Raw genomic sequence first — 24,151 nt, 5'->3', positions numbered from 1 at the left:
GGTATCCTTGTCATGTTGTCTCAAGGCTGATCTTGAATAGCTTAGGCGGTTTCAGAAAGCCTGCTTCAGACACTGTTTCGGCCAGTTGTGCATTAAGTAAACCTCATGCCTTGAAAGCATGGGAGAGGTCCATGTTCGATTGCGTCTTTGGCAGATAGTTGAATCTGCGGCTGCCTGTTCGACAAACGACGGAACCTGTGCATTCGTCCGGCTTCATATGACTTGAATGTCGTGAAGGAGCGAGCCTTGACCAGTGCCAGTCCCAGTCCCCCCTTGGGCAACATAACGCCGGTATCAGCGAACATTTCATTGAATGTGCTGACCATGAACATGCATATGGGTTTCGGCATCTTCAACCGCCGTTTCATTCTGCCGGAGCTGCGTGAGGCGGTGCGCACTGTGTCCGCCGATATCGTGTTCCTGCAGGAAGTCCATGGCGAACACAACAGTCATGCCCGGCGCATCAAGGACTGGCCGACGATTTCGCAGTACGAGTTTCTTGCCGACAGCATGTGGAAGGACTTTGCCTACGGGCGCAACGCGGTGTACCCGGAAGGGCATCACGGTAATGCGTTGCTGTCCAAATACCCCATCGTTCAGCACGAAAACCTCGATATCTCCATTCACGGTACTGAAGAGCGCGGGTTGCTGCACTGCATTCTTGAAGTCCCGCATTACGGGCAGGTTCATGCGGTCTGTGTGCATCTGGGGCTGTTCGAGAGCCATCGGCGGCAACAGCTCAAGCTTTTGGCCGAGTTGATGGAGCGCCTGCCGGCCGGTGTGCCGGTGATCGTTGCCGGCGATTTCAACGATTGGCGCTTGCGTGCCGATGCGTTGCTTGAAGGCACAGGGCTGCATGAAGTCTTTGTCGAGCGTTTTGGCGCGCCGGCCAAGAGCTTTCCAGCCCGCTGGCCGCTGTTGAGGCTGGATCGGATTTATGTACGCAACGCGACGAGCCACAGGCCCAAAGTGCTGTCCAACCGGCCGTGGTCCCATCTTTCCGATCATGCACCCTTGGCGGTGGAGGTGACCTTATGAACAACGATGCCAGGGAGCAGCGAGGGCAGTGGCGCGACGGTAATTGTGTCGAGTTGCTGATCAACGGGGAGGATTTCTTTTCCCGTGTTTTCGAGTGTATCCGTGCGGCTCGCAAGGAAGTGCTGGTCGAGACGTTCATCATTTTCGAGGACCGTATCGGCAAGGGCTTGCAGCAGGCCTTGATCGAAGCCGCGGGCAATGGTGCGCGGGTGGTGGTCACGGTGGACGACTACGGCACTTCGGATTTGAGTTCCGAATTCGTCAAAACCATGATCGATGCCGGCATCCAGATCCAGTTGTTCGACCCGCGTCCGCGCTTCATGGGCATGCGTACCAATCTGTTCCGGCGCCTGCACCGCAAGGTGGTGGTGATCGACGGTGAACTGGGTTTCATTGGCGGTATCAACTATAGCGTCGATCACATGACCGATACCGGGCTCACTGCCAAGCAGGACTATGCCGTGCTGGTCCGTGGCCCGATCCTCGCCGATATCCATCGCAGTGCGCTGCACATGCTCAACCCGACAGTGCGCGCAACGCTGAAGCAGATTCCCCTGAAACTGAAATACGCCGGCAGTGCCCGGATGATGCTGGCCGAACGCGACAACAGCAATCACACCACCGATATCGAGGAGCAATACCTCAAAGCGATTCGAGGCGCGACCCAGCGAATCACCATCGCCAACGCCTACTTTTTCCCCAGCTATCGCTTTCTGCGAGAGCTGCGCAATGCGTCGCGGCGCGGGGTAAAGGTCACGCTGATTCTGCAGGGGCAGCCGGACATGCCGTTCGTGCGGGTCTGTTCACGGCTGACGTATACCTACCTGCTGCGTGATGGCGTGGTGATTCACGAATACAAGCAACGGGCGTTGCACGGCAAGGTCGCGCTGATCGATCGGGAGTGGTCCACCATCGGCTCCAGCAATCTGGACCCGCTTAGTCTGGCGCTGAATCTTGAGGCCAACCTGTTCATTCGTGACCAGGACCTCAACCAGCGCCTGCATGAGCATCTGTGCGAACTCGCTGCTGCACACAGCACCCAGATCAATCTCAAGGGCGCGGCCCGTGGTCAGTGGTGGCGTGCGCCGATGATTTTTCTGTGCTTCCACTTCCTGCGGCATTTTCCGGCCATCGCCGGGTTGTTTCCGGTCCACGGCATGCGCCTCAAGCCCATCAGGGCAGGGGATGTGATGCCCGAGGCGCGTGTCATCGAGCAGCAGGCTCATCAGGATTTGCGAGACAGGGAGCAATCGTCATGACTCAGGTCGCCCAGGCATCAGCCGATAATGGCCACGGGACCCGCTGGAAGTGGGCCAAGCGTGGCTTGAACCTGTTTTTCTTCATCGCCGTGCCGGTGTTGCTGTTCATGCTGGTCAAGAACCTCGACTGGCAGGAAGTCAGCCATGCCTTGCAGTCCTACAAACTCAGTACCCTGAGTATTGCGGTACTGGTAGCGCTGGCCAGTTACCTGACGTATTGCGGGTTCGACATTCTGGCGCGTTATTACACGGGCCATAAGTTGTCGATACAGCAGATCGTACCGGTGACGTTCGTCTGTTACGCCTTCAACCTCAACCTGAGTTCCTGGGTGGGCGGAATTGCTTTGCGCTATCGCCTGTATTCCCGGCTGGGGCTGGATGTGCCGACCATTACCCGAATTCTGAGCTTCAGTCTGATCACCAACTGGCTGGGCTACATGTTGCTGGCAGGGGCCGTTTTCTCGATGGGTTTCCCAAAGTTGCCCAAGGCCTGGGAGGTCGGTACGACGTCCTTGCAACTGATCGGTGTGGGTCTGCTGGTGCTGTGCTTTTCCTACCTGCTGGCGTGCCGCTTTTCCAAACGGCGCTCCTGGAATCTGCGAGGGCAGGAAATCGTTCTGCCTTCCCTCGGGCAGGCGTTGATGCAGGCCGGCCTCGGGGCCTTGAACTGGTCGTTGATGGCGATGGTGATTTACACCCTGCTGCCGGATAACGCGTTCTATCCGGCGATATTGGGTGTGCTGTTGATCAGCAGTATTGCAGGTGTCATTACTCACATTCCGGCAGGGCTCGGGGTGTTGGAAACCGTGTTCATCACCTTACTGGCCCAGGAGTTTTCCAAGGGCAGCCTGCTGGCCGGGCTGATCGGCTACCGGGCCATTTATTTCCTGTTGCCTCTGCTGATTGCCCTGCTGGTGTATGTGGTGCTGGAGAAAAAGGCGAAAAAGCTCAGCGCAAAGAACCAGCAGCGGATGTGAGGTGGGAGGGGCATTGGCCGCGACGACCTGCTTTGACAGCACATCTTCAGTACCTGAATGTGCTGTCGCGGCCAATGCCTCTTGAAGTGACGGCTATCTGTCAGTGCCCCACATCCTGGCGCGCAAACATTTTCACCGCATCGACCGCATGGCTGGTGCCTTCGCTGATCTGGACGATCACCGAGCCGGCCTGATCCGCCAGGTCGACACCCTTGACCGCGTTGCTGCGGGTGTTCTCCATGCTGTCGATGGCCTGGCGGGTTTCGTTCTGGATTACGCCGATCATCTCCGATATTTCGGCCGTGGAGCGGCTGGTGCGTCCGGCCAGTTGGCGAACTTCATCGGCCACCACCGCAAAACCGCGACCTTGATCACCGGCCCGTGCCGCTTCGATGGCCGCGTTCAGCGCCAGCAGGTTGGTCTGCTCCGCAATACTGCGAATGGTGTTGACGATGGTGGTGATCTGCTCCGAACGTTCGCCCAGTTGGGTAACGATGCGTGACGAATCCTCGATATTCACCGAGATCTGGCGCATTTCGTTCGCGGCCTGCTGAATCACCTGGGTGCCTTGTTCGGTGACTTTCCGGGTTTGTACCGAGATGTGATAGGCCTGCGCAGCACTGTCGGTATCGCGCTCATGTTTTTCGACTCGTGCAGTGATGTCTGAGGCGAATTTGATGATTTTCCACAGCTTCCCGTCCGTGTCGTATACGGGGTTGTAACTGGCTTCCAGCCACAGAGTCTGCCCATGGCGGTTGACACGTTTGAACTGGCCGCTGAAGAACTCGCCCTTGTTCAGGCGTTTCCAGAAGTCGGCATATTCGCTGCTGCTGGTGATTTCCGGTGGGCACAACAGCTTGTGGCTCTTGCCGATCAAGTCTTTTTCGCTGTAACCCATCAGGTTCGTCAGGTTGCTGTTGGCACACAGGATCCGACCTTCCAGGTCGAACTCGATCACAGCCATGGCACGGTCGAGGACCAGCAGCTTGTTTTTCGCTTCGCTGTCGGCCTGGACCTTGGCGGTGATGTCCAGCGCGTACTTGACGATTTTCACGGTCTTGCCCGACTCATCCTTGATCGGGTTATAACTGGCTTCAAGCCATACCGTCTCGCCATTGCCGGCTACACGACGGAAAGTCGAGGAGACAAACTCTCCGGCTCTCAGGCGACTCCACAGCTGGCTGTATTCCGAACTGCGGGCGTATTCGGGCGGGCAGAATTTGCGGTGCTCCTTGCCCAGCACGTCTTCGCGACGGTAATGCATGGTGTTCAGGAAGTTGTCATTGACTGTCAGCACAACACCATTGAGATCGAACTCGATGATGGCCATCGAACGATCAAGTGCTTTTAATAGCCAGGCTTGTTGGTCAATGGTCTGCTGGAGGGCAATTAATTCTTTTTTGTTTGAATTAAATAGCATGGCGGCGTGGCTCAGGAGGAAGTTGTAATGAGGGTTCCCGTCCTTCGGCCTGCGGTGCGTAGGGCACTCGTGCGTATCCTTCTGCGATGATGGCACTATAGGTGGCACTTCGGGTGTTTGTACAACGGATTATGAAAAAAACATCCAGATGATAATGATGTTCAACTTTGTAGCTAATACGAACATTGTTTTGTATTGGATCACTTGAACGTTTTATTCAAATGAATGTGTTCATGGTTTTTTGACGCCAATCAAATAACCGGCAGCCTCCCTCTAAAGGCTGCGCCATGAAAGAGTGCCTCAGTCCTCGAACCCTGCCTGTTCATGAATTTCATCCACCTTCAATTCCAGGCGATAGGCCACGGCAATGAACAGTGCCTGGCACAGGCACAGTGTGGCGCTCAAGGAGCGGAAGGCGAACGAACTGCCTTCATTGACCAGCAGCACCGAATTGGCTCGTTTGGCCAATGGCGAAAGGTTGCTGTCGGTGATGATCAGCGTCTTGGCCTGATTGTGCTGGGCGATGCGCAGGCAATGCTGGGTTTCCTTGCCGTAGGGCGTGAAGCTGATGGCAATGACCAGGTCATTGGCCCGCACGCTGCGCATCTGTTCCCGATAACTGCCTCCAAGGCCGGAAATCAGGTGGATGCGCTTGTTGGTGTGTTGCAGGTTATAGACCAGATAATCGGCCACGGCGAAGGAGCGGCGTACGCCTACCACGTAGATATTGTCGGCGTTGACCACCAGGTCCACTGCTTTCTCGAATTCGTCGTCGTCCAGGTCCGCGCCCAGTCGCTCCAGGCCCGACAAGGTGGCATTCACGCATTCGCGAGCCAGATCGCCGCCGCGGGCTTTCTGGGACTTGTTGGCGATCATGTTGCGGATGCGTTGCTGGTAGTTCTGTACCGGCGTGGTCTTGTGGGTATAGGCCTCGCGGAACAGCGCCTGCATTTCACTGAAACCGCTGAAGCCGAAGCGCTGGGAAAAGCGCACGATGGCGGAAGGGTGAACTTCGCATTCCCGGGCAATATCGCTGATGCGATCGACCATGATCCGGTCGCTCTGCTGACTCATGTAGCTGGCGATACGTTTGAGCTGACGTGGCAGGCCGTCATATTCATTGGTGATCAGCCGCAGCAGGCCCTCGGCACTGGTCGGTGGCGTATCGAGGCCTGTGTCCGGCAGGGACGGCTGCTCGGTGCTGTTCATATCTCAATCCTTTTTGCTTGTTCTTTAGGGCGCCACACGCTGTACGAAAATGGCCGAGTGTCGTTGATCGCGCATTGATCTGGCCGCTTTCGTACATAGCCATGAACTATATCTCACCTGTCAGCCAAGTGTGACAGCACTCCGCGCATCGTCATTGGAAAAAATATTCTACTTGAAAAAATTATAGAATAATTATTGATTGATCCGGCGGGACGTTTTAGGCTCTGTTCTACCAAAAGCATTTTGCGCATCCATTGCGTGACATGCAGGCTGATAAAAATAACAGGAGCCACCATGGGCCAGACTCGCTTTGTCAGTGGGCGTCAGTTGGATCTGATCTGCCTCGGACGCCTTGGCGTCGACCTCTACGCGCAGCAGGTTGGAGCGCGGCTGGAAGATGTCTCAAGCTTTGCCAAATACCTGGGCGGTTCGTCGGCAAACATTGCCTTCGGTACGGCTCGACTGGGCCTCAAATCGGCCATGCTCAGCCGTGTTGGCGACGATCACATGGGGCGTTTCCTGGTTGAATCACTGGCGCGTGAAGGCTGTGATGTCAGCGCAATCAAGCGTGATCCCGAGCGTCTGACGGCTATGGTGCTGCTTGGGTTGAAAGATCGTGAAACATTTCCGTTGGTGTTCTACCGCGAAAACTGCGCCGATATGGCCTTGCGCGCCGAAGACATCGACGAGGCCCAGATCGCTTCAAGCAAGGCCCTGCTGATTACCGGCACGCATTTCTCCACCGAGCAAGTTTTCAAGGCTAGCAGTCAGGCACTGGATTACGCCGAAAAGCATAACGTCAGACGTGTTCTGGATATCGATTACCGGCCAGTCCTGTGGGGCCTGGCCAGCAAGGCCGATGGCGAAACCCGGTTTGTTGCCGATCAGCACGTCAGCCAGCATGTGCAGCGCATCCTGCCGCGTTTTGACCTGATCGTCGGCACCGAAGAAGAGTTTCTGATCGCGGGCGGGACCGAGGACTTGCTCGCTGCCTTGCGGGTGGTGCGTGGGCTGACGGCTGCGACTCTTGTGGTCAAGCTCGGACCTCAGGGCTGCACCGTGATTCACGGTGCGATTCCGGCCCGCCTCGAAGACGGTGCCATTTATCCGGGCGTGCGGGTCGAAGTGCTCAATGTGCTGGGAGCCGGTGACGCTTTCATGTCTGGCTTCCTCAGCGGCTGGCTCAAGGATGCCAGTGACGAGCGCTGCTGCCAGTTGGCCAATGCCTGCGGCGGTCTGGTGGTGTCGCGCCATGCCTGCGCACCCGCCATGCCGACCCCGGCGGAACTGGATTACCTGTTCAACAGCCCGGTGCCGATCACCCGGCCGGATCGCGATGTTGTCCTGCAACGTCTGCATCAGGTCAGCGTGCCTCGCAAACAGTGGAAGCAGTTGTTCATCTTTGCCTTCGATCATCGCGGACAGTTAGTCGAACTGGCCCAGCAGGCCGGGCGTGACCCGGGCAGCATCAGTCATCTCAAGCAGCTCTTTATAACGGCTGTCGAGCGTGTCGAAGCTGACCTGCGCAAGCGCGGTATCGAGGCTGATGTCGGTCTGCTTGCCGATCAGCGATTCGGTCAGGACTCACTCAATGCTGCCACCGGTCGCGACTGGTGGGTCGCCCGACCAGTGGAAGTGCAGGGCTCAAGGCCGTTGGCGTTCGAGCATGGCCGCTCCATTGGCAGCAATCTGTTGAGCTGGCCTCAGGAACAGATCATCAAGTGTCTGGTGCAGTACCACCCTGACGACGAGCCGCTTCTGCGTCTTGAGCAGGAAGCACAGATCAGAGGCTTGTACGAGGCCTCGCAAGTCAGTGGCCATGAGTTGCTGCTGGAAATCATCCCGCCCAAGGACCACCCGTCGACTCATCCCGACGTCATGTACCGTGCCCTCAAGCGTTTGTACAACCTGGGCATCTATCCTGCGTGGTGGAAGATCGAAGCGCAGAGCACCGAGGTCTGGCAGCAACTGGATGCCTTGATTCAGGAGCGCGACCCGTATTGCCGTGGCGTGGTGCTGCTGGGCCTCAATGCCCCGGTGGAAGAACTGGCCGTCGGCTTTGCCCAGGCGCGTCACAGCACCTCCTGCAAGGGTTTTGCCGTTGGCCGGACGATTTTCAGGGAGCCGAGTCGCGCCTGGATGGCCGGGGAAATCGACGACGCTACCCTGATCAGTCAGGTGCAGAGTACGTTTATCTGGTTGATCGAGTCCTGGCGCGAAGCCCGCGCCTGACCCCATCCTCATTGACGCAGTGATAACAACAAGAAAAGGTGCAGCCATGCCTGTTTCCGCATCCAACATCCGCATCGGCATCAATCCGATTTCCTGGAGCAACGACGACCTGCCGGCGCTGGGCGGCGAAACGCCGTTGAGCACTGCCCTGAGCGAGGGCAAGGAAATCGGCTACGAAGGTTTTGAACTCAACGGCAAGTTTCCCAAGGACGCCAAAGGTGTCGGTGATGTGCTGCGTCCTTATGGGCTGGCGCTGGTGTCGGGCTGGTATTCCAGCCGACTGGCACGGCGTTCGGTGGCCGAGGAAATCGAAGCCATTGCCTCCCATGTAGAACTGTTGGCGCAGAACGGTGCTTCGGTGCTGGTGTATGGCGAGGTGGCGGACTCCATTCAGGGGCAACGCATTCCTCTGGTCGAACGGCCCCGTTTCCACACCGATGTCGCCTGGCGTGAATATGCCGACAAGCTCACCGAGCTGGCGCGTTTCACCCTTTCCCGGGGCGTGCGCCTTGCCTATCACCACCACATGGGCGCCTACGTCGAGTCGCCTCAGGACATTGATCGCCTGATGGCGCTGACCGGTCCCGAAGTGGGCCTGTTGTTCGATTCGGGCCATTGTTACATGGGCGGTGGCGAACCCTTGCAGGTGCTGGGCAAGCATATTGACCGCGTCTGTCATGTGCATTTCAAGGATGTGCGCAAGCCGGTCGTGCAACTGGCGCGCAACAATCTATGGAGTTTCCCGGACTGCATCGTCAACGGCACCTTTACCGTGCCCGGCGATGGCGATATCGATTTCTCGGCGCTGCTAAAGGTGCTGCTGCAGGCTGGTTATCAGGGCTGGCTGGTCGTCGAAGCCGAACAGGACCCTGCCGTCGCGCCCAGCTATGTCTACGCCAAAAAAGGCTATGACACGCTGCGCCAACTGTTGGTGGATGCTCGATAACGGAGGACTGAACAATGAATCTGTTGACTAAAAGCAAGGCACAGGGGCGCGACATCGTCGAGTTGCAGGACGGCGCGCTGGAATATGTAGGCTTCGCCGCGTATCGCCTGGAAACCGGTGAGCGTTTGTCCCTCAATGCCGAAGACAACGAATTGTGCGTGGTGCTGCTCACCGGCCATGCCAGTGTGAGCGGCGAAGCATTGGGGCAGGGCGCGTTCAGTTGGGAAAACATCGGCGACCGGCACTCGGTCTTTGAAGAGAAGTCGCCGTTTGCCGTGTACCTGCCGCCCCACAGCCAGGCACATTTCACGGCACTGGGACCTGCGCAACTGGCGGTCTGCAAGGCGCCCGGCGACAGTTCCAAGCGTGCCCCGGCGCGCCTTATCACGCCGGACAGCATGAAGCGCAGCGTGCGCGGCAAAAACGCCAATACCCGTTATGTCTGCGACATTCTGCCGGATACGGAGCAGGCCCATTCGCTGCTGGTGGTGGAAGTGCGTACGCCATCCGGGCATTCCTCCAGCTATCCGCCTCACAAGCACGACATGGATAACCTGCCCCACGAGAGCTATCTCGAAGAAACCTATTACCACCAGGTCAACCCGCCACAGGGTTTCGTCTTCCAGCGGGTGTACACCGACGATCGCAGCATCGATCAGGCCATGGCCGTGGAAAACAACGATCTGGTGACCGTACCCAAAGGCTATCACCCGGTCAGTGTGCCTTACGGCTACGAGTCTTATTACCTGAACGTGATGGCAGGCCCCAAGCGTGCCTGGCAGTTCAATAACGACCCGCAGCACAGCTGGTTGCTGGATCTTTAAACCACTTTCGATTTGGAGTCATTCAGATGAGCGAGTCCCCGGTTATCGGCCATTACATCAACGGCCAGTTGAATAACGGTGATGGCGAGCGTTACAGCGATGTGTTCAATCCGGTCAGCGGCAAGGCTCAGTCTCGGGTTGCCCTGGCCAGCCTCAAGACCATCGACGAAGCGGTCGCCTCGGCCCAGGCAGCTTTTCCAGCCTGGGCGGATCAGTCGTCCCTGCGTCGTGCGCGGGTCATGTTCAAGTTCAAGGAGCTGCTGGACAGACATCACGAAGAGCTGGCGCAGATCATTTGTCGCGAGCACGGCAAGGTGCTGTCCGATGCCCGTGGCGAAGTCGTTCGCGGCATTGAAATCGTCGAGTTCGCCTGCGGTGCGCCGAGCCTGCTGAAAAGCGATTTCAGCGACAACATCGGCGGCGGTATCGACAACTGGAACCTGCGTCAGCCACTGGGCGTCTGTGCCGGTGTCACGCCGTTCAACTTTCCGGTGATGGTGCCACTGTGGATGATTCCTCTGGCGCTGGTCACGGGTAACTGCTTCATCCTCAAGCCTTCGGAACGTGACCCTTCGGCGAGCCTGCTGATGGCGCATCTGCTGAAGGAAGCCGGTTTGCCGGACGGCGTGTTCAGCGTCGTGCAGGGCGACAAGGTGGCCGTGGACGGTCTGCTGCAACATCCGGGCATCGAAGCGATTTCCTTTGTCGGCTCGACCCCGATTGCCGAATACATCCACCAGCAAGGCACTGCCCACGGCAAGCGTGTGCAGGCATTGGGTGGTGCCAAGAACCATATGATCGTGATGCCCGATGCCGACCTGGATCAGGCCGCCGATGCCTTGATCGGCGCAGCCTATGGTTCGGCGGGCGAACGCTGCATGGCGATTTCCATTGCGGTGGTGGTGGGCGATGTGGGTCAGCAACTGATCGAAAAACTGCTGCCACGCATCGACCAGCTCAAGGTGGGTGATGGCATGCAGGCCGATTCAGACATGGGGCCGCTGGTCACTGCCGTGCACAAGGCCAAGGTCGAGGGTTATATCGACCAAGGCGTCAAAGAGGGCGCGAAGCTGGTGGTCGATGGTCGCAACTTCAAGGTGCCGGGCGCCGAGCAAGGCTTCTTCGTCGGGGCGACGCTGTTCGATAACGTCACGCCCGAGATGCAGATCTACAAGGAGGAAATCTTCGGCCCGGTGCTGGGCATCGTCCATGTGCCGGATTTCGCCAGCGCTGTAGCGCTGATCAATGCCCATGAGTTCGGCAACGGCGTGTCGTGTTTTACCAGCGATGGCGGCGTGGCCCGCGCCTTTGCCCGCTCGATCAAGGTCGGAATGGTGGGCATCAACGTGCCGATTCCGGTGCCCATGGCCTGGCATTCCTTCGGTGGCTGGAAGCGTTCGCTGTTCGGCGATCATCATGCCTACGGCGAAGAAGGCCTGCGTTTCTACAGCCGCTACAAGAGTGTCATGCAACGCTGGCCGGACAGCATCGCCAAAGGTCCTGAGTTCAGCATGCCAACCGCCAAGTAACCTTCAGACAATGGATTGTGGAGAACAATAACAATGAGCCAGCCCCTGCGCTTTGCCCTCAATCGTATGGTCGCCCCACGCCTGTCCCTGCCGGATTTCGTCGATCTGGCAGTGAAACTGGGGGCCGACGCCATCGAAATTCGCAACGACCTCAAAGGTATCGAGATCGAGGACGGTACGTCGCCACAGACCGTCCGCGCGCTATGTGCTGCCAAGGGGGTTCGTGTGCTGTCGATCAATGCCTTGTACCCGTTCGATGTGTGGAATGACGAGCGTCGGGCCCAGGCTACGAAGCTGGCGCAATATGCCCGAGATTGCGGTGCCGAAGCGCTGGTGATGTGCCCGCTCAACGAACGTGCCGATGCGCGTAATGCCGCGCAGCGTGCCACAGGCCTGCGCACGGCCTTGACCGAGCTGGCTCCGATTCTGCGCGAACACGGGATTCTCGGTTTCGTCGAGCCACTGGGTTTTGAAGAGTGCGCGTTGCGCTTCAAGCGTCAGGCGGTGGATGCGATCAGAGGCGTTGGCGGTCTGGATGTGTATCGGCTGGTGCATGACACCTTCCATCACCACCTGGCGGGTGAGGTTGAGCTGTTTCCCGAGCTCACCGGGCTGGTACACATCTCCGGTGTCGAAGATACCCAGGCGCCCCTCAACAGTATTCGCGACGGGCATCGGGTACTGGTGGGCGAAGCGGACATTCTGGGTAATGCCAGTCAGATCGAACGGTTATTGGCCAGTGGCTACAACGGGCATCTGTCCTTCGAGCCGTTTGCCGAAAGCGTGCATGCGCTGGACAACATTCCCGAGGCCATCGAACAGAGCATGAGTCATCTGTCCCAATGCTGCCTTCGCGGATAAGTCCGCTCCCACACAATCTGTAGGAGCGAATTCATTCGCGAAGAGACAACCACAAGAACAAAGGTGCGAGCATGAGTACAACCCGATTGACCATGGCCCAGGCCCTGGTGAAGTTTCTGGATAACCAGTACGTCGAAGTCGATGGCGTACAGAGCAAGTTCGTCGCCGGGGTTTTCACGATCTTTGGCCATGGCAACGTGCTGGGGATCGGACAGGCGCTGGAGCAGGACAGCGGCGATCTGGTTGTTCATCAAGGCCGTAACGAGCAGGGCATGTGCCATGCCGCCATCGGTTTTGCCAAACAGCATCTACGGCGCAAGATTTACGCCTGCACTTCTTCGGTCGGTCCGGGCGCTGCCAATATGCTGACCGCCGCCGCAACCGCTTCGGCCAACCGTATTCCCTTGCTGTTACTGCCGGGCGATGTCTATGCCAGTCGCCAGCCTGACCCGGTGCTGCAACAGATCGAACAATTCCACGACTTGAGCATCAGCACCAACGATGCCTTCAAGGCCGTCAGCAAATACTGGGACCGCATCAATCGCCCTGAGCAACTGATGAGTGCTGCGCTCAGCGCCATGCGGGTACTGACCGATCCGGCTGAAACCGGTGCCGTGACCTTGGCCCTGCCTCAGGATGTCCAGGCCGAAGCCTACGATTACCCCGACAGCTTCCTGCAAAAGCGTGTGCATCGCATCGACCGTCGCCCGCCAAGCCGTGCCATGCTCGATGACGCGCTGGCGTTGCTCAAGGGCAAGCGCAAGCCGCTGCTGATTTGTGGTGGCGGGGTGCGTTATTCCGGTGCCGCCCAGGCCTTGCAGGATTTTGCGGAACGCTTCGAGATTCCTTTCGTGGAAACCCAGGCCGGCAAGAGCGCCATTGTCTCGGCCCATCCCCTGAACATGGGGGGCATTGGTGAGACGGGCACGCTGGCGGCCAACCAACTGGCCAAAGAAGCAGATCTGATCATTGGCGTCGGCACGCGCTACAGCGACTTCACCACCGCCTCGAAATGGCTGTTCCAGAATCCGGATGTGCAGTTTCTCAACCTCAATGTCGGTGCCTTCGACGTGCAGAAACTGGACGGTGTGCAGGTGCTGGCGGATGCCAGGGAAGCCTTGCAGGCCCTGCATCAGGGTTTGCAGGCCAGCGACTACCGCGCCGCCTGGGGCGACGCCCCCAAACGTGCCAGGGCCGAACTGGATGCTGAAGTCGACCGCATTTATGCCGCCCAATACCAGACCCAGGATTTCACTCCTGAAATCAATGACCACATGGACCCGGCCGTGCTGCGCGAATTCATCGAGCTGACCGGCTCCTGCCTGACCCAGAGCGCTGTGCTGGGCGTGCTCAATCAGAGCCTGCCCGAAGACGCGATCATCGTTGCAGCCGCAGGCAGCCTGCCGGGCGACTTGCAGCGGGCCTGGCGCAGTACCGGCGTCGATACCTATCACGTCGAGTACGGCTATTCCTGCATGGGCTACGAGGTCAATGCTGCATTGGGCGTCAAACTGGCCGCGCCGCAGCGGGAAGTCTTCGCGCTGGTGGGAGACGGCTCCTACATGATGCTGCACTCGGAACTGGCAACCTCGGTTCAGGAGCGGCGCAAGATCAATATCGTGCTGCTGGACAACATGACCTTCGGTTGCATCAACAACCTGCAGATGGGCAACGGCATGAACAGCTTCGGCACCGAGTTCCGTTTCCGTAACCCGGAAACCGGTCTGCTCGACGGTGGCTTTGTGCCGGTGGACTTTGCCATGAGCGCAGCGGCCTATGGCTGCAAGACCTACAAGGTCAGCACCCTTGAGCAACTGCGCGAGGCCCTGGCAGATGCGCAACGGCAGACCGTTTCGACGCTCATTGATATCAAGGTCCTGCCCAAGACCATGATCCACAACTACCTGTCCTGGTGGCGGGTGGGTGTCGCCGAGGTATCCACCACCGGCACCACGGCTCAGGCGTACGAAAAGCTCAACAAGGAACTGGCCAAGGCCCGTCAATATTGATTGCGGTTATTCATTCGGAACACATTCAACAGGAGCACTGCAATGGCTTTGAAATTAGGCGTAATCGGTACTGGCGCAATCGGCCGTGATCACATCCGGCGTTGCAGCAAGACCCTGCTGGGTAGCCAGGTGGTGGCTGTCACCGATATCAATCTCGAACAGGCGGCAAATGTGGTTCGTGAACTGGATATCACAGCCGAGGTCTATGCCGACGGTCATGCGTTGATTGCTGCGCCCGATGTCGAGGCCATTCTGGTGACCTCATGGGGGCCGACCCATGAAGAGTTCGTGTTGGCGGCGATTGCCGCAGGCAAGCCAGTGTTCTGCGAAAAGCCCCTGGCAGTGACCGCAGAAGGTTGCCGTCGTATCGTCGATGCTGAAATCGCGTTCGGCAAGCGCCTGGTGCAAGTGGGCTTCATGCGCCCTTATGACGAAGGCTACCGAGCCCTGAAAGCGGTGATCGACAGTGGCAGGATCGGCGAGCCATTGATGCTGCACTGCGCTCACCGCAACCCGACCGTGGGCGAGAACTACAAGACCGACATGGCAATCACCGACACCCTGATCCACGAGATAGATGTGCTGCGCTGGCTGCTCGACGATGACTATATTTCGGTGCAAGTGGTCTTCCCGCGCAAGTCCTCCAGGGCGCTGGCGCACCTCAAGGATCCGCAGATCGTACTGCTGGAAACCGCCAAGGGAACCCGCATCGATGTCGAGGTCTTCGTCAATTGCCAGTACGGTTATGACATCCAGTGCGAAGTGGTAGGCGAGACCGGTATCGCCAGGCTGCCCGAGCCGTCGCAAGTCCAGTTGCGCAGCGAGGCCAAGCTGTCGAATGCAATCCTGATGGATTGGAAGGACCGTTTTATCGCGGCCTATGATGTCGAATTGCAGGCTTTCATCGATGGTGTGAATGCCGGTAAAGTCGGTGGTCCTTCAGCATGGGATGGCTACGCGGCTGCGGTAACCGCCGATGCCTGCGTCGAGGCACAGCGCAGTGGTGCGATCGTGCCGGTCAGCCTGGCCAGTCGTCCCGGGTTCTACGGCTGAAAAAGAGTTGTCAGCGATAGCAACAACAGGAGGACTTCATGCGAATAGGATTGGTGGGCTACGGAAAGGGCGGCCGTTACTTTCATGCAACGCTGCTTTCAAGTTTGCCCGATGCAACATTTGTGGGGGTCGTGACCCGCTCACCCGAGCGGCGGCAGGAAGTGGCCAACGATCATCCCGATGTCGCGACCTTCGACTCTCTGGCCGATCTGGTCGCCGCCGGTGTTGATGCTGTGGTGATCTCCACACCGCTGGCTTCCCGCCGCGCCCTGATACTGGAAGCCATCGAGTTGGGCGTGAATGTCGTCAGCGACAAACCCTTTTCCGATGACGCAGCCCAGGCCCGTGAGTTTGTAGATGCGGCGAAGCGGCGGGGCGTGCAACTGAGTGTTTATCAGAACCGGCGTTGGGATTCGGACTTCCTGACCTTGCGCAAACTGATCGACAATGACGTGCTTGGCTCCATCAGTCGTTTTGAGTCCAGTATCGAACGCTATTCCCCCAGGTCGGTGGGCAAGACCAGCGGTGGTGGTCTGTTGCGTGATCTTGGCAGCCATCTGGTGGATCAGGCTCTGGTGCTGTTCGGCCCTGTCAGCCGGGTGTATGCCGAATTGCAGTCCGGCGCGCCCGATGCGCCGGACCATGCCTTTTTCATTTCCCTGACCCATGCCAATGGCGTCGTCTCGCATTTGTCCGGTAGTTGTCTGCAAAACACGCCGAGGCCACGCTTCAGGGTCAGTGGAAGCCAGGGATGCTACAGCGTCGAAGGCCTGGACGGTCAGGAAGAGGCCGCTCTGGCGGGGCTGACGCCCAGGTCTGAAGGCGATCGCTGGGGTGTCGAAGAGCACAGGCGCTGGGGCTGGTTCGAGCACGGAGACCACCGGGAGCGGGTTCCCTCGGAGCAGGGACGCTGGCTGGAGTTCTATAAACAATTGCAGGATTCCATCGACGCTGGCGGGCAGAATCCTGTGGATGCAAACGACGCAGTCGCGACTGCCGTGGTGCTGGACGCTGCACGGCTGAGTGCGCAGGAGGGGCGAGTGATCGTCTTGTAAACAGCGCGTTTTTTCAGGGTTACACGCAAGCCCCGGTTCTCTGGAGAGAGCCGGGGCTTGCTGCTATCGACATTCCGGGAGGGTGAAATAAAAAAGAATAAAATTCTAAAATGAGTTGAATTGGAAAATATTTTCCAATAAAGTCGTTTTCAGGTTGCCGACTATCGAATCACCTGCGCTGTCAGACTTATCTGAAGGTCGCAGGGAACAAGCAAACAAAAACAAGACAAAGATAGGTACCGTCGATGAAAACCCCTACCCGCGGCCAACAGGCCATGCGTTCCGCCCCCTCGTCATTCTGGATCTCTGTCATGGAGCGATTCCTTACGCTCGTCGCACGCGGCATGTGCGTGCAGCACAAGGACGCGCAACTGTTCTGCATACCCGGTGCTACGGGTGTTCGTCTGCCGAAATAAACCGCTCTTCGCTACGTCGTTACCAAGTCTGAACAACAACAAGAATTTGGAGACAGACCTTCATGAAGACCAAGATTCGTTTCACCTCCCTGGCTCTGGCCCTGTTTCTGGGCAGCGGCACTGCACTGGCCGACATCAGGATCGGCGTGGCCATGTCGCAGTTCGATGACACCTGGCTGACCTATCTGCGCGAAGACATGAAAGATCATGCCAAGACCCTGCCCGATGGTGTCGACCTGCAGTTCGTCGATGCCCGTGCGGATGTGAACAAGCAGATCGATCAGGTACAGGAGCTCATCGGCAAGAAAGTCGACGCACTGATCGTCAATCCCGTGGATACCGCAGCGACCGCCCGTATCACCAAATTCGCCACGGCAGCCAAGATCCCGCTGGTGTACGTCAATCGTCGTCCCGACGATCCCAAGCTGCCCGAAGGTGTTGCCACCGTCACCTCCGATGATATGGAGGCTGGTCGCATGCAGATGCAATACATCGCCGAAAAACTGGGTGGCAAGGGCAGCGTCATGATCCTGCTGGGGGATCTGGCCAATAACTCGACGCAGAACCGCACTAAAGGCATCAAAGAAGTGCTGGGCAAATATCCCGACATCAAGATTGACCAGGAACAGACCGGTATCTGGTTACGCCAGAAAGGCATGGACCTGACCAACGACTGGATCACCCAGGGCAGAGCCTTCAATGCGGTGCTGGCCAACAACGACGAGATGGCAATTGGCGCTTCCATGGCACTTAAGCAGGCTGGCACCAAGCCCGGCAGCGTGCTGGTTGCCGGAGTGGACGGCACGCCTGACGGTCTCAATGCCGTGAAGCGTGGTGACTTGGCGGTATCGGTCTTTCAGGATGCTCACGGTCAGGCCACAGGCGCAATCGATGCCGCTGTGAAACTGGCCAAAAAGGAAAAGGTCGAGCCGCAGGCCATCCTGATTCCGTATCGCCTGATCACGCCTGAAAACGTCGACGAATTCACTAAAAAGAAACAGTGAAGAGGCCAGGGGAGGGCGCAAGCCAGCCCTCCCACAGCTTGCTGCCTGAGGAGTTTCGATCATGTTCGGTTCCGCTACCGCCACCCACCATGCCCAGCACGAGACGCCGTCCGCTGCTCGTGTCGATGACCCTGCTGCCACTGACGCTTCATCTCCCTATCTGCTGGAAATCAGCAATATCAGCAAGGGCTTTCCGGGCGTCATCGCCCTCAATGATGTACAGCTGCGGGTCCGGCCCGGCACTGTACTGGCCCTGATGGGCGAGAATGGCGCAGGCAAGTCGACCCTGATGAAAATCATCGCCGGGATCTATCAACCCGATACCGGCGAGATACGCCTGCGGGGCAATCCTGTGCGCTTCGATACGCCTCTGTCTGCCTTGCAGGCGGGTATTGCCATGATCCATCAGGAGTTGAACCTGATGCCGTTCATGAGTATTGCAGAGAACATCTGGATCGGCCGCGAACAACTCAACAGCCTGCACATGGTCGATCATCGGGAAATGTACCGCTGCACGTCCGAACTGCTGGAGCGCTTGCGCATAAGGCTCGATCCGCAGGAGCTGGTAGGCAACCTGAGCATTGCCGAGCGTCAGATGGTGGAGATTGCCAAGGCAGTGTCCTATGACTCCGACGTTCTCATCATGGACGAGCCGACATCGGCCATTACCGAAACGGAAGTCGCCCACCTGTTTTCCATCATTGGCGACCTGCGTGCCCAGGGCAAAGGCATCATCTATATCACCCACAAGATGAGTGAAGTGTTCGAGATTGCCGATGAAGTGGCGGTGTTTCGCGACGGCGCCTACATCGGTCTGCAGCGTGCGGAAAGCATGGACGGCGACAGCCTGATCTCGATGATGGTCGGGCGCGAACTGACCCAGCTCTTTCCCGAGCGGGAAAAACCCATTGGCGACCTGCTGCTGTCGGTGCGTGACCTGAGTCTGGACGGGGTATTCCAGGGCGTGTCCTTCGACCTGCATGCCGGCGAGATTCTTGGCATTGCAGGGCTGATGGGGTCCGGCAGGACTAATGTGGCCGAAACCCTGTTCGGTATCACGCCCAGTCAGGGCGGCGAAATACAACTCGATGGCGTGCCGGTGCATATTGCCGATCCGCATCAGGCCATCGAAAAGGGCTTCGCGCTACTGACTGAGGATCGCAAGCTGACGGGGCTGTTCCCCTGCCTGTCGGTCATGGAGAACATGGAAATGGCCGTTCTGGCCAACTATGCCGGCAATGGTTTTGTCCAGCAGAAAGCCCTGCGGGCGCTGTGCGAAGACATGTGCAAGAAGTTGCGTGTCAAGACGCCGTCCCTTGAGCAGTGCATCGATACGCTTTCTGGCGGCAACCAGCAGAAGGCATTGCTGGCCCGCTGGCTGATGACCAACCCCAGAATCCTGATTCTCGATGAGCCGACCCGTGGCATCGATGTGGGGGCCAAGGCAGAAATCTATCGCCTGATTTCCTTGCTGGCCGGTGAGGGTATGGCCGTGATCATGATTTCCTCCGAGTTGCCCGAAGTGCTGGGCATGAGTGATCGGGTCATGGTCATGCACGAAGGCGAAATGATGGGCATCCTCGATCGCAGTGAGGCCACCCAGGAAAAGGTCATGCACCTGGCTTCCGGCCATTTGGTTCACTGAGTTGCCCGTCCGGACGGGCGGCAGAAGAACAAGAGGGAAATGGAAATGAGCAACGCAATTTTGCAGAACAAACCGGCCCTGGCGCCGAACAAGAGCAAACGGCGGCTGCCTACCGAACTGAGTATTTTTCTGGTGCTGATCGGTATCGGACTGGTCTTTGAACTGTTGGGCTGGATCGTGCGCGACCAGAGCTTCCTGCTCAACTCCCAGCGACTGGTGTTGATGATCCTGCAAGTCTCGATCATCGGCCTGCTGGCTATCGGTGTCACTCAGGTCATCATTACCACCGGTATCGATCTGTCGTCGGGCTCGGTGCTGGCCCTGTCGGCGATGATTGCCGCCAGTCTGGCGCAGACGTCGGATTTTTCCCGGGCGGTCTTTCCGTCGCTCACCGACTTGCCGGTCTGGATACCGGTGGTCGTGGGGCTTGGAGTCGGGCTGCTGGCCGGGGCAATCAACGGCAGTATCATCGCAATCACCGGGATTCCACCTTTCATTGCAACGCTGGGCATGATGGTGTCGGCTCGCGGACTGGCGCGTTTCTATACCGAAGGCCAGCCGGTGAGCATGCTTTCCGATTCCTACACGGCGATTGGTCAGGGGGCGATGCCGGTCATCATCTTTCTGGTTGTCGCGGTGATCTTTCACATAGCCTTGCGCTACACCAAGTACGGCAAGTACACCTACGCCATTGGCGGCAACATGCAGGCTGCCCGTACTTCGGGTATCAACGTCAAACGTCACCTGGTCATTGTCTACAGCATTGCGGGTCTGCTGGCGGGGCTGGCCGGGGTCGTGGCTTCGGCGCGTGCGGCGACAGGGCAGGCGGGCATGGGCATGTCCTATGAGCTGGATGCCATTGCCGCCGCCGTGATCGGCGGCACCAGCTTGGCCGGTGGCGTCGGGCGCATTACCGGCACCGTGATCGGCGCGCTGATCCTGGGCGTCATGGCCAGCGGCTTCACCTTTGTTGGTGTGGATGCTTATGTTCAGGACATCATCAAGGGGCTGATCATTGTGGTTGCGGTGGTAATCGATCAGTATCGCAACAAGCGCAAAGCCAAGCGTTGATAGCGGATGGAGCACAAAAGGGCCTTCAACAGGCCCTTTTGTGCTTTTTCCTTTACCGGAACTGATCTCTCTAAGCAGAGTCAGAGGCTCTTCACACAGGTATCAAGGCCTGATTTTCAGGGGCGTCGATGCAGTCGGGGTACAAAATCCCTTCAATTGTATTGCCGACGGGCCAAGCCGGCCTTAGACTGCCGCCCCTCGTAAATTGAGTGCCTGGTGGCGCTTGGAGATCATGGCGCTTTTACGGCAACGTTGAGCCGCTCCTCAATGCACGTTTTTTTATAGAGAAATCAATGACAAAGGAAAAGTTGCTGGCCATGCCGGCCGATGACTACATGAATGCTGAACAGCATGCTTTCTTCGTCGAGCTGTTGCAGGCCATGAAGGTTGAAATCCACGAGCGTATCGAGCAAAGCCGCATTGCTATCGAGAGCCTGGACACCCCGGCCGACCCTGCCGATGCTGCTTCGGTAGAAGAAGAGCGTCATTGGCTGGTCAATGTCATCGACCGTGATCAGCGTATGCTGCCCCAGCTGGAAATGGCCTTGTCGCGCATTGCCGATGACACCTTTGGCTGGTGCGACGACAGCGGCGAGCCTATTGGCCTCAAGCGCCTGCTGATCAGCCCGACGACCAAATATTGCATCGAGGCGCAAGAGCGCCACGAGCAGATCGACAAGCACCAGCGCCAGGCCTGATCCACAGGCTGGAGTGAGGTGTCACCTGACCGGGAGGCTATTTTAGCCTCCCGGTTTTCTTGCGCCTGTCATTTATGGAGGTCACGCAAGAGCGTTGATCAGTGGATTAAAACTTTTGTGTTTATTTTGTGGGTTTTGTTTTTCTGGTTGGTTGTAGTATTTATTTATTGTTTATTTAGAGTGGTGTTGATCCAGTTTGTAGGAGTGCTCTGTAAATCTATCCGTTGCTTGACTGTTTTGTGTTGCTGAGCAAGCTATTTAATCAAGTGTATTTAAATTTGTTAAATAGCGGTCATGCGAAATGGCTGTTTTCTACGGATGGATAGAAGATGAAAAATACAGGGACGGTTAATAAGGGGGGCGCAGTTTCTGACACGGCAGTACTCCGTGTTACGGTGCGTGCAGGCCTTTTCTTCGATGGTACAGGCAATAATCGCGTCAATAGCCAGATAGGGGCTGACTGTCGGGCCATGATGGAGGTCAATGCCCATAAACACATTGTCGAATGTTCGGGCAGGCACACCGACCCCAATAGCAGTTATAGCAACGACCTGAGTAATATTGCCCGCCTGGTTGCACTTTATCGTCATCAATATGTGGCCAGGAACGATGGGCAGGGATTGAAAGCTTATTGGCCCGTTTATATCAGTGGCACGGGAACAACTTCCGGAGCCGGTGATTCTCTTTGGCCGGGGCAAAGTTTTGGCCGTGGTACGACAGGCGTTACCGCCAAGGCCGAGCATGCAATCAAAAAGCTTGGTTCCCGTCTCAAGGCGTTTACGCTCGATAATCCCGGTTGTGTCATTGAAGCCCTTGAGCTGGATATCTTCGGTTTCAGTCGCGGCGCGGCCTCTGCCCGGCATTTCATCAACGAGGTCCTGAAGCAGGCTCAGGGTGCGCTTGAGCCGGTATTGGCAAGTCGCAAGGTCCCCTTGAGTGCGGATTTCGGCTGGGAGAGTGGCAGCGTGAGGCTCAAGGTTATCGGCCTGTTCGATACAGTGGCCGCGATTGGCAGCTTCCGGGATTTCTACACTGTCCGCGACTCTGCCAGCAACCGGGTCAATCTGTATTTGCCACCGGGCTGTGCCCAGCAGGTACTGCATCTGGTGGCGCGTGATGAGTCACGACGCAACTTTGCGCTCAACAGCATCGCCCCTGACTGGAGCCGGGAGATCGTACTGCCGGGAGCCCATGCCGATATTGGCGGTGGTTATCATCCACAGATGGAAGAAAAACTGCTGTTGACCCGGCCCCGCATGAGCGTGCTCTGCCAGTACACCTCCTGTGAGTCGAGCGCGGCCTGGTTGCAGGCGCAGCAAGACTTGCAGGCGCTGGATGCCGGACAGTGGATCGACCCTCTGGACCGCCAGGCCTCGTTGCAGGTGGAATGTTGCGAAACCTATGGTCGTGCGCATACTGCCGCTTTCGGGCTCAAGACCGTGGTGGCTGCTGCCTGTTTACGTCGTCAGGTGTTCGGGCATCTGTCGCGGGTCTATCTGCGGGTCATGCATGCACTGGCTTGTGATGAAGGCGTGCCGTTCGGGCCGGTTCCCGACACTGCTGAGCTGCGGCTCGTTCCAGAGCTGGAAAGCATCTGCCGCAAGTTGATCAGCTATGCCCGCGGCGGTGCCTATACCCTGGACGAGCAGGAAGAGCGCCTGCTGCGCTGGCGCTACATTCATCACTCGGCGCACTGGAATGCGATCATAGGCCGGGTCGGCAGCTTCAGTGATGCCGTATTCGTGCATGCGCCAGAGCCGGGAGGGCGTGTCCGGTATCCCAATACGAATCAGGCTGGATACCGGCATTGACGTGCAGGTGTCATGGGCTCTTGTGCAGCAACACATTGAGTTCGTCGACCACAGGAGCCCAGTCGGCATCTTCGCGAAGTTCTTCCTTCAGGAACCGGGCCTGTTGGGGTGTCCAGAACTCGGCGTCGATCAGTTTCACATCATCAGGCAGTGAATGGTTGGCAATGAAGTTCTGGATGCTATCCTCATCCGAGTCCAGGCCCAGTTGGGCGAACAGGTTGGGCAGAGAGTGGGTTGGCAGTTCCATGTCATCTCCTTGGCTACAGGGTTGGCCTTTGTCCTTTATAGGAGTGCCGACGACGGACAAGAGTTCGACGAACCTTTTATTGATCCGGCGACAGGTGCTAATGTCTGTCTCGCGTGTCGAACCTTGCCGCTTTCCCTGTCTCTGATATCTCTCTGTACAAAAGGTATATATGCCGCTGGCGTTGTCTGTCGGTAGAATCCGCCTCCAGCCTGCCCGGCAGGGTGGCGACCATGGAATCATCGCTCGCAGTTTCAGTGCGTGTCAGCAGGTATTTCAGCCGCTCCAGCGGCTTGTATGGATGCTTATTTTTTGACTGTCCTGGCTTTGTCAGGCAGCTTTATTTTCATGTTCGAGGATTTGTACATTGGCTGTAAGTAACCTGGATACCCATTCTCTGTTTGTGCTCGGTGATCTACGTGCGCAGTTGGTCAAGCAGTTCCAGTCACGTTTTGTCTATGTCACCGAGCAGTCGCCCGACGGCATCTACATGTCTGAAATCGATACCGAAACAGCACTGGTAGTCGATGACAAGCCGCGCCTTGAACTCAAGGTGGGGGATCATTTTCGCGCTTCGGTCCTGCCCAGCCGTGAAGGCGGAAAGTTTGAATTGAAGTTCCGCGATATCAAGTTCACCGTCTACGGGTTGGGCGATTACGCCTATGTCGATATTCCTGAAGGCCACGGCATCGTTTTCAGGGAAGGTCATGGCGTGTTCATGGTCTTTGCGGCCAATGAACAATTGCAGGGCGGTTTGAGCAAGCCTCTGAAAGCGGCCATCGGCAAGGCTGCCAAATGGCGCAAGGGTGAGCTGACCTTCAAGGCCAGCGAGTGATTCAAGCCTGACTGC

Annotated in this window: 20 protein-coding genes and 2 pseudogenes; 18 read left to right on the top strand and 4 right to left on the bottom strand. The window is 57.7% G+C overall.

What is annotated here, in order from left to right; genetic code table 11:
• Positions 1–324: 324 nt before the first annotated feature.
• Genes CKW23_RS24005 through CKW23_RS23995 form a run of 3 tightly spaced genes read left to right on the top strand, consistent with a single transcriptional unit; the run spans position 325 to position 3,274 of the window.
• On the top strand, positions 325–1,038 hold the full coding sequence (locus CKW23_RS24005) for an endonuclease/exonuclease/phosphatase family protein (RefSeq protein ID WP_081741922.1): 714 nt from the start codon (positions 325–327) through the stop codon (positions 1,036–1,038).
• Positions 1,035–2,297: a cardiolipin synthase ClsB gene (gene clsB, locus CKW23_RS24000; RefSeq protein WP_095068471.1), complete on the top strand. Its 1,263-nt coding sequence runs from the start codon at positions 1,035–1,037 to the stop codon at positions 2,295–2,297. Before CKW23_RS24005 ends, clsB begins: the two co-directional genes overlap by 4 nt.
• Positions 2,294–3,274: a lysylphosphatidylglycerol synthase domain-containing protein gene (locus CKW23_RS23995; protein ID WP_025259400.1), complete on the top strand. Its 981-nt coding sequence runs from the start codon at positions 2,294–2,296 to the stop codon at positions 3,272–3,274. Before clsB ends, CKW23_RS23995 begins: the two co-directional genes overlap by 4 nt.
• 100 nt (positions 3,275–3,374) lie before the next feature.
• Here CKW23_RS23995 and CKW23_RS27335 read toward each other — a convergent pair.
• The 3 genes and pseudogenes from CKW23_RS27335 to CKW23_RS23985 form a co-directional block, all read right to left on the bottom strand.
• Positions 3,375–3,812, bottom strand: a pseudogene (locus tag CKW23_RS27335) (methyl-accepting chemotaxis protein); the annotation flags it as partial.
• A 108-nt stretch (positions 3,813–3,920) separates the two neighbouring features.
• Positions 3,921–4,694 (bottom strand): annotated as a pseudogene (locus CKW23_RS27330) (PAS domain-containing protein); the annotation flags it as partial.
• 300 nt (positions 4,695–4,994) lie between these two features.
• Positions 4,995–5,903 (bottom strand): MurR/RpiR family transcriptional regulator, encoded by a 909-nt coding sequence (locus tag CKW23_RS23985; protein WP_025259402.1) that lies wholly within the window; start codon positions 5,901–5,903, stop codon positions 4,995–4,997.
• Positions 5,904–6,197: 294 nt separating this feature from the next.
• Between CKW23_RS23985 and iolC the strand changes: the two genes are divergently transcribed.
• The 14 genes from iolC (at position 6,198) to CKW23_RS23920 (ending at position 23,057) form a co-directional block, all read left to right on the top strand.
• Positions 6,198–8,135, top strand: a complete 1,938-nt coding sequence (gene iolC, locus CKW23_RS23980; RefSeq protein ID WP_095068470.1) for a 5-dehydro-2-deoxygluconokinase — start codon at positions 6,198–6,200, stop codon at positions 8,133–8,135.
• Positions 8,136–8,181: 46 nt separating this feature from the next.
• Entirely contained in the window at positions 8,182–9,081 is a 900-nt protein-coding gene (gene iolE, locus CKW23_RS23975) for a myo-inosose-2 dehydratase (RefSeq protein ID WP_095068469.1), read from the top strand.
• Between the two features lie 14 nt (positions 9,082–9,095).
• Positions 9,096–9,905, top strand: a complete 810-nt coding sequence (gene iolB, locus CKW23_RS23970) for a 5-deoxy-glucuronate isomerase (RefSeq protein WP_095068467.1) — start codon at positions 9,096–9,098, stop codon at positions 9,903–9,905.
• A gap of 26 nt (positions 9,906–9,931) precedes the next feature.
• Positions 9,932–11,434, top strand: coding sequence for a CoA-acylating methylmalonate-semialdehyde dehydrogenase (locus CKW23_RS23965; protein ID WP_095068465.1), 1,503 nt, complete (start codon positions 9,932–9,934; stop codon positions 11,432–11,434).
• A 33-nt stretch (positions 11,435–11,467) separates the two neighbouring features.
• Complete coding sequence (locus CKW23_RS23960) at positions 11,468–12,295, top strand: TIM barrel protein (RefSeq protein WP_025259407.1); 828 nt, start codon at positions 11,468–11,470, stop codon at positions 12,293–12,295.
• A 71-nt stretch (positions 12,296–12,366) separates the two neighbouring features.
• A complete protein-coding gene (gene iolD / locus CKW23_RS23955) occupies positions 12,367–14,304 on the top strand; it encodes a 3D-(3,5/4)-trihydroxycyclohexane-1,2-dione acylhydrolase (decyclizing) (RefSeq protein WP_025259408.1) in 1,938 nt (645 codons plus the stop codon).
• Positions 14,305–14,346: 42 nt separating this feature from the next.
• The gene (locus CKW23_RS23950) at positions 14,347–15,357 is read left to right on the top strand and encodes a Gfo/Idh/MocA family protein (RefSeq protein ID WP_025259409.1); all 1,011 of its coding nucleotides are present in this window, start codon (positions 14,347–14,349) and stop codon (positions 15,355–15,357) included.
• A 38-nt stretch (positions 15,358–15,395) separates the two neighbouring features.
• Positions 15,396–16,412: a Gfo/Idh/MocA family protein gene (locus tag CKW23_RS23945; protein ID WP_025259410.1), complete on the top strand. Its 1,017-nt coding sequence runs from the start codon at positions 15,396–15,398 to the stop codon at positions 16,410–16,412.
• Between the two features lie 245 nt (positions 16,413–16,657).
• Positions 16,658–16,828 (top strand): hypothetical protein, encoded by a 171-nt coding sequence (locus tag CKW23_RS26535; RefSeq protein ID WP_155951531.1) that lies wholly within the window; start codon positions 16,658–16,660, stop codon positions 16,826–16,828.
• A gap of 62 nt (positions 16,829–16,890) precedes the next feature.
• Positions 16,891–17,832 carry a sugar ABC transporter substrate-binding protein gene (locus CKW23_RS23940; protein ID WP_025259411.1) on the top strand — a complete coding sequence of 314 codons (942 nt, stop codon included), beginning with the start codon at positions 16,891–16,893 and terminating at the stop codon, positions 17,830–17,832.
• 61 nt (positions 17,833–17,893) lie between these two features.
• Positions 17,894–19,477: a sugar ABC transporter ATP-binding protein gene (locus CKW23_RS23935; protein ID WP_025259412.1), complete on the top strand. Its 1,584-nt coding sequence runs from the start codon at positions 17,894–17,896 to the stop codon at positions 19,475–19,477.
• Positions 19,478–19,522: 45 nt separating this feature from the next.
• Complete coding sequence (locus tag CKW23_RS23930; protein WP_025259413.1) at positions 19,523–20,548, top strand: ABC transporter permease; 1,026 nt, start codon at positions 19,523–19,525, stop codon at positions 20,546–20,548.
• Positions 20,549–20,841: 293 nt separating this feature from the next.
• Positions 20,842–21,246: a TraR/DksA C4-type zinc finger protein gene (locus CKW23_RS23925; RefSeq protein WP_025259414.1), complete on the top strand. Its 405-nt coding sequence runs from the start codon at positions 20,842–20,844 to the stop codon at positions 21,244–21,246.
• A gap of 329 nt (positions 21,247–21,575) precedes the next feature.
• Positions 21,576–23,057, top strand: coding sequence for a DUF2235 domain-containing protein (locus CKW23_RS23920; RefSeq protein WP_025259415.1), 1,482 nt, complete (start codon positions 21,576–21,578; stop codon positions 23,055–23,057).
• A 10-nt stretch (positions 23,058–23,067) separates the two neighbouring features.
• Here the strand turns inward: CKW23_RS23920 and CKW23_RS23915 are convergent, their stop codons facing one another.
• Positions 23,068–23,304, bottom strand: a complete 237-nt coding sequence (locus tag CKW23_RS23915) for a DUF2789 domain-containing protein (protein WP_025259416.1) — start codon at positions 23,302–23,304, stop codon at positions 23,068–23,070.
• A 364-nt stretch (positions 23,305–23,668) separates the two neighbouring features.
• Here CKW23_RS23915 and CKW23_RS23910 point away from each other — a divergent pair, with 364 nt between their 5' ends.
• Positions 23,669–24,136: a hypothetical protein gene (locus tag CKW23_RS23910; protein ID WP_025259417.1), complete on the top strand. Its 468-nt coding sequence runs from the start codon at positions 23,669–23,671 to the stop codon at positions 24,134–24,136.
• The last annotated feature ends 15 nt before the right edge of the window (positions 24,137–24,151 follow it).

The organism is Pseudomonas sp. Irchel 3A18 (assembly GCF_900187465.1).
Classification (GTDB): domain Bacteria; phylum Pseudomonadota; class Gammaproteobacteria; order Pseudomonadales; family Pseudomonadaceae; genus Aquipseudomonas; species Aquipseudomonas cichorii.
The sequence above is the reverse complement of the archived record's forward strand: the minus strand, read 5'-3'. Positions and strand labels throughout refer to the sequence as shown.

Coding starts and splice junctions, on each gene's coding strand:
- CKW23_RS24005 (WP_081741922.1), top strand. CDS start 325: ATGAACATGCATATGGGTTTCGGCATCTTCAACCGCCGTTTCATTCTG.
- clsB (WP_095068471.1), top strand. CDS start 1,035: ATGAACAACGATGCCAGGGAGCAGCGAGGGCAGTGGCGCGACGGTAAT.
- CKW23_RS23995 (WP_025259400.1), top strand. CDS start 2,294: ATGACTCAGGTCGCCCAGGCATCAGCCGATAATGGCCACGGGACCCGC.
- CKW23_RS23985 (WP_025259402.1), bottom strand. CDS start 5,903: ATGAACAGCACCGAGCAGCCGTCCCTGCCGGACACAGGCCTCGATACG.
- iolC (WP_095068470.1), top strand. CDS start 6,198: ATGGGCCAGACTCGCTTTGTCAGTGGGCGTCAGTTGGATCTGATCTGC.
- iolE (WP_095068469.1), top strand. CDS start 8,182: ATGCCTGTTTCCGCATCCAACATCCGCATCGGCATCAATCCGATTTCC.
- iolB (WP_095068467.1), top strand. CDS start 9,096: ATGAATCTGTTGACTAAAAGCAAGGCACAGGGGCGCGACATCGTCGAG.
- CKW23_RS23965 (WP_095068465.1), top strand. CDS start 9,932: ATGAGCGAGTCCCCGGTTATCGGCCATTACATCAACGGCCAGTTGAAT.
- CKW23_RS23960 (WP_025259407.1), top strand. CDS start 11,468: ATGAGCCAGCCCCTGCGCTTTGCCCTCAATCGTATGGTCGCCCCACGC.
- iolD (WP_025259408.1), top strand. CDS start 12,367: ATGAGTACAACCCGATTGACCATGGCCCAGGCCCTGGTGAAGTTTCTG.
- CKW23_RS23950 (WP_025259409.1), top strand. CDS start 14,347: ATGGCTTTGAAATTAGGCGTAATCGGTACTGGCGCAATCGGCCGTGAT.
- CKW23_RS23945 (WP_025259410.1), top strand. CDS start 15,396: ATGCGAATAGGATTGGTGGGCTACGGAAAGGGCGGCCGTTACTTTCAT.
- CKW23_RS26535 (WP_155951531.1), top strand. CDS start 16,658: ATGAAAACCCCTACCCGCGGCCAACAGGCCATGCGTTCCGCCCCCTCG.
- CKW23_RS23940 (WP_025259411.1), top strand. CDS start 16,891: ATGAAGACCAAGATTCGTTTCACCTCCCTGGCTCTGGCCCTGTTTCTG.
- CKW23_RS23935 (WP_025259412.1), top strand. CDS start 17,894: ATGTTCGGTTCCGCTACCGCCACCCACCATGCCCAGCACGAGACGCCG.
- CKW23_RS23930 (WP_025259413.1), top strand. CDS start 19,523: ATGAGCAACGCAATTTTGCAGAACAAACCGGCCCTGGCGCCGAACAAG.
- CKW23_RS23925 (WP_025259414.1), top strand. CDS start 20,842: ATGACAAAGGAAAAGTTGCTGGCCATGCCGGCCGATGACTACATGAAT.
- CKW23_RS23920 (WP_025259415.1), top strand. CDS start 21,576: ATGAAAAATACAGGGACGGTTAATAAGGGGGGCGCAGTTTCTGACACG.
- CKW23_RS23915 (WP_025259416.1), bottom strand. CDS start 23,304: ATGGAACTGCCAACCCACTCTCTGCCCAACCTGTTCGCCCAACTGGGC.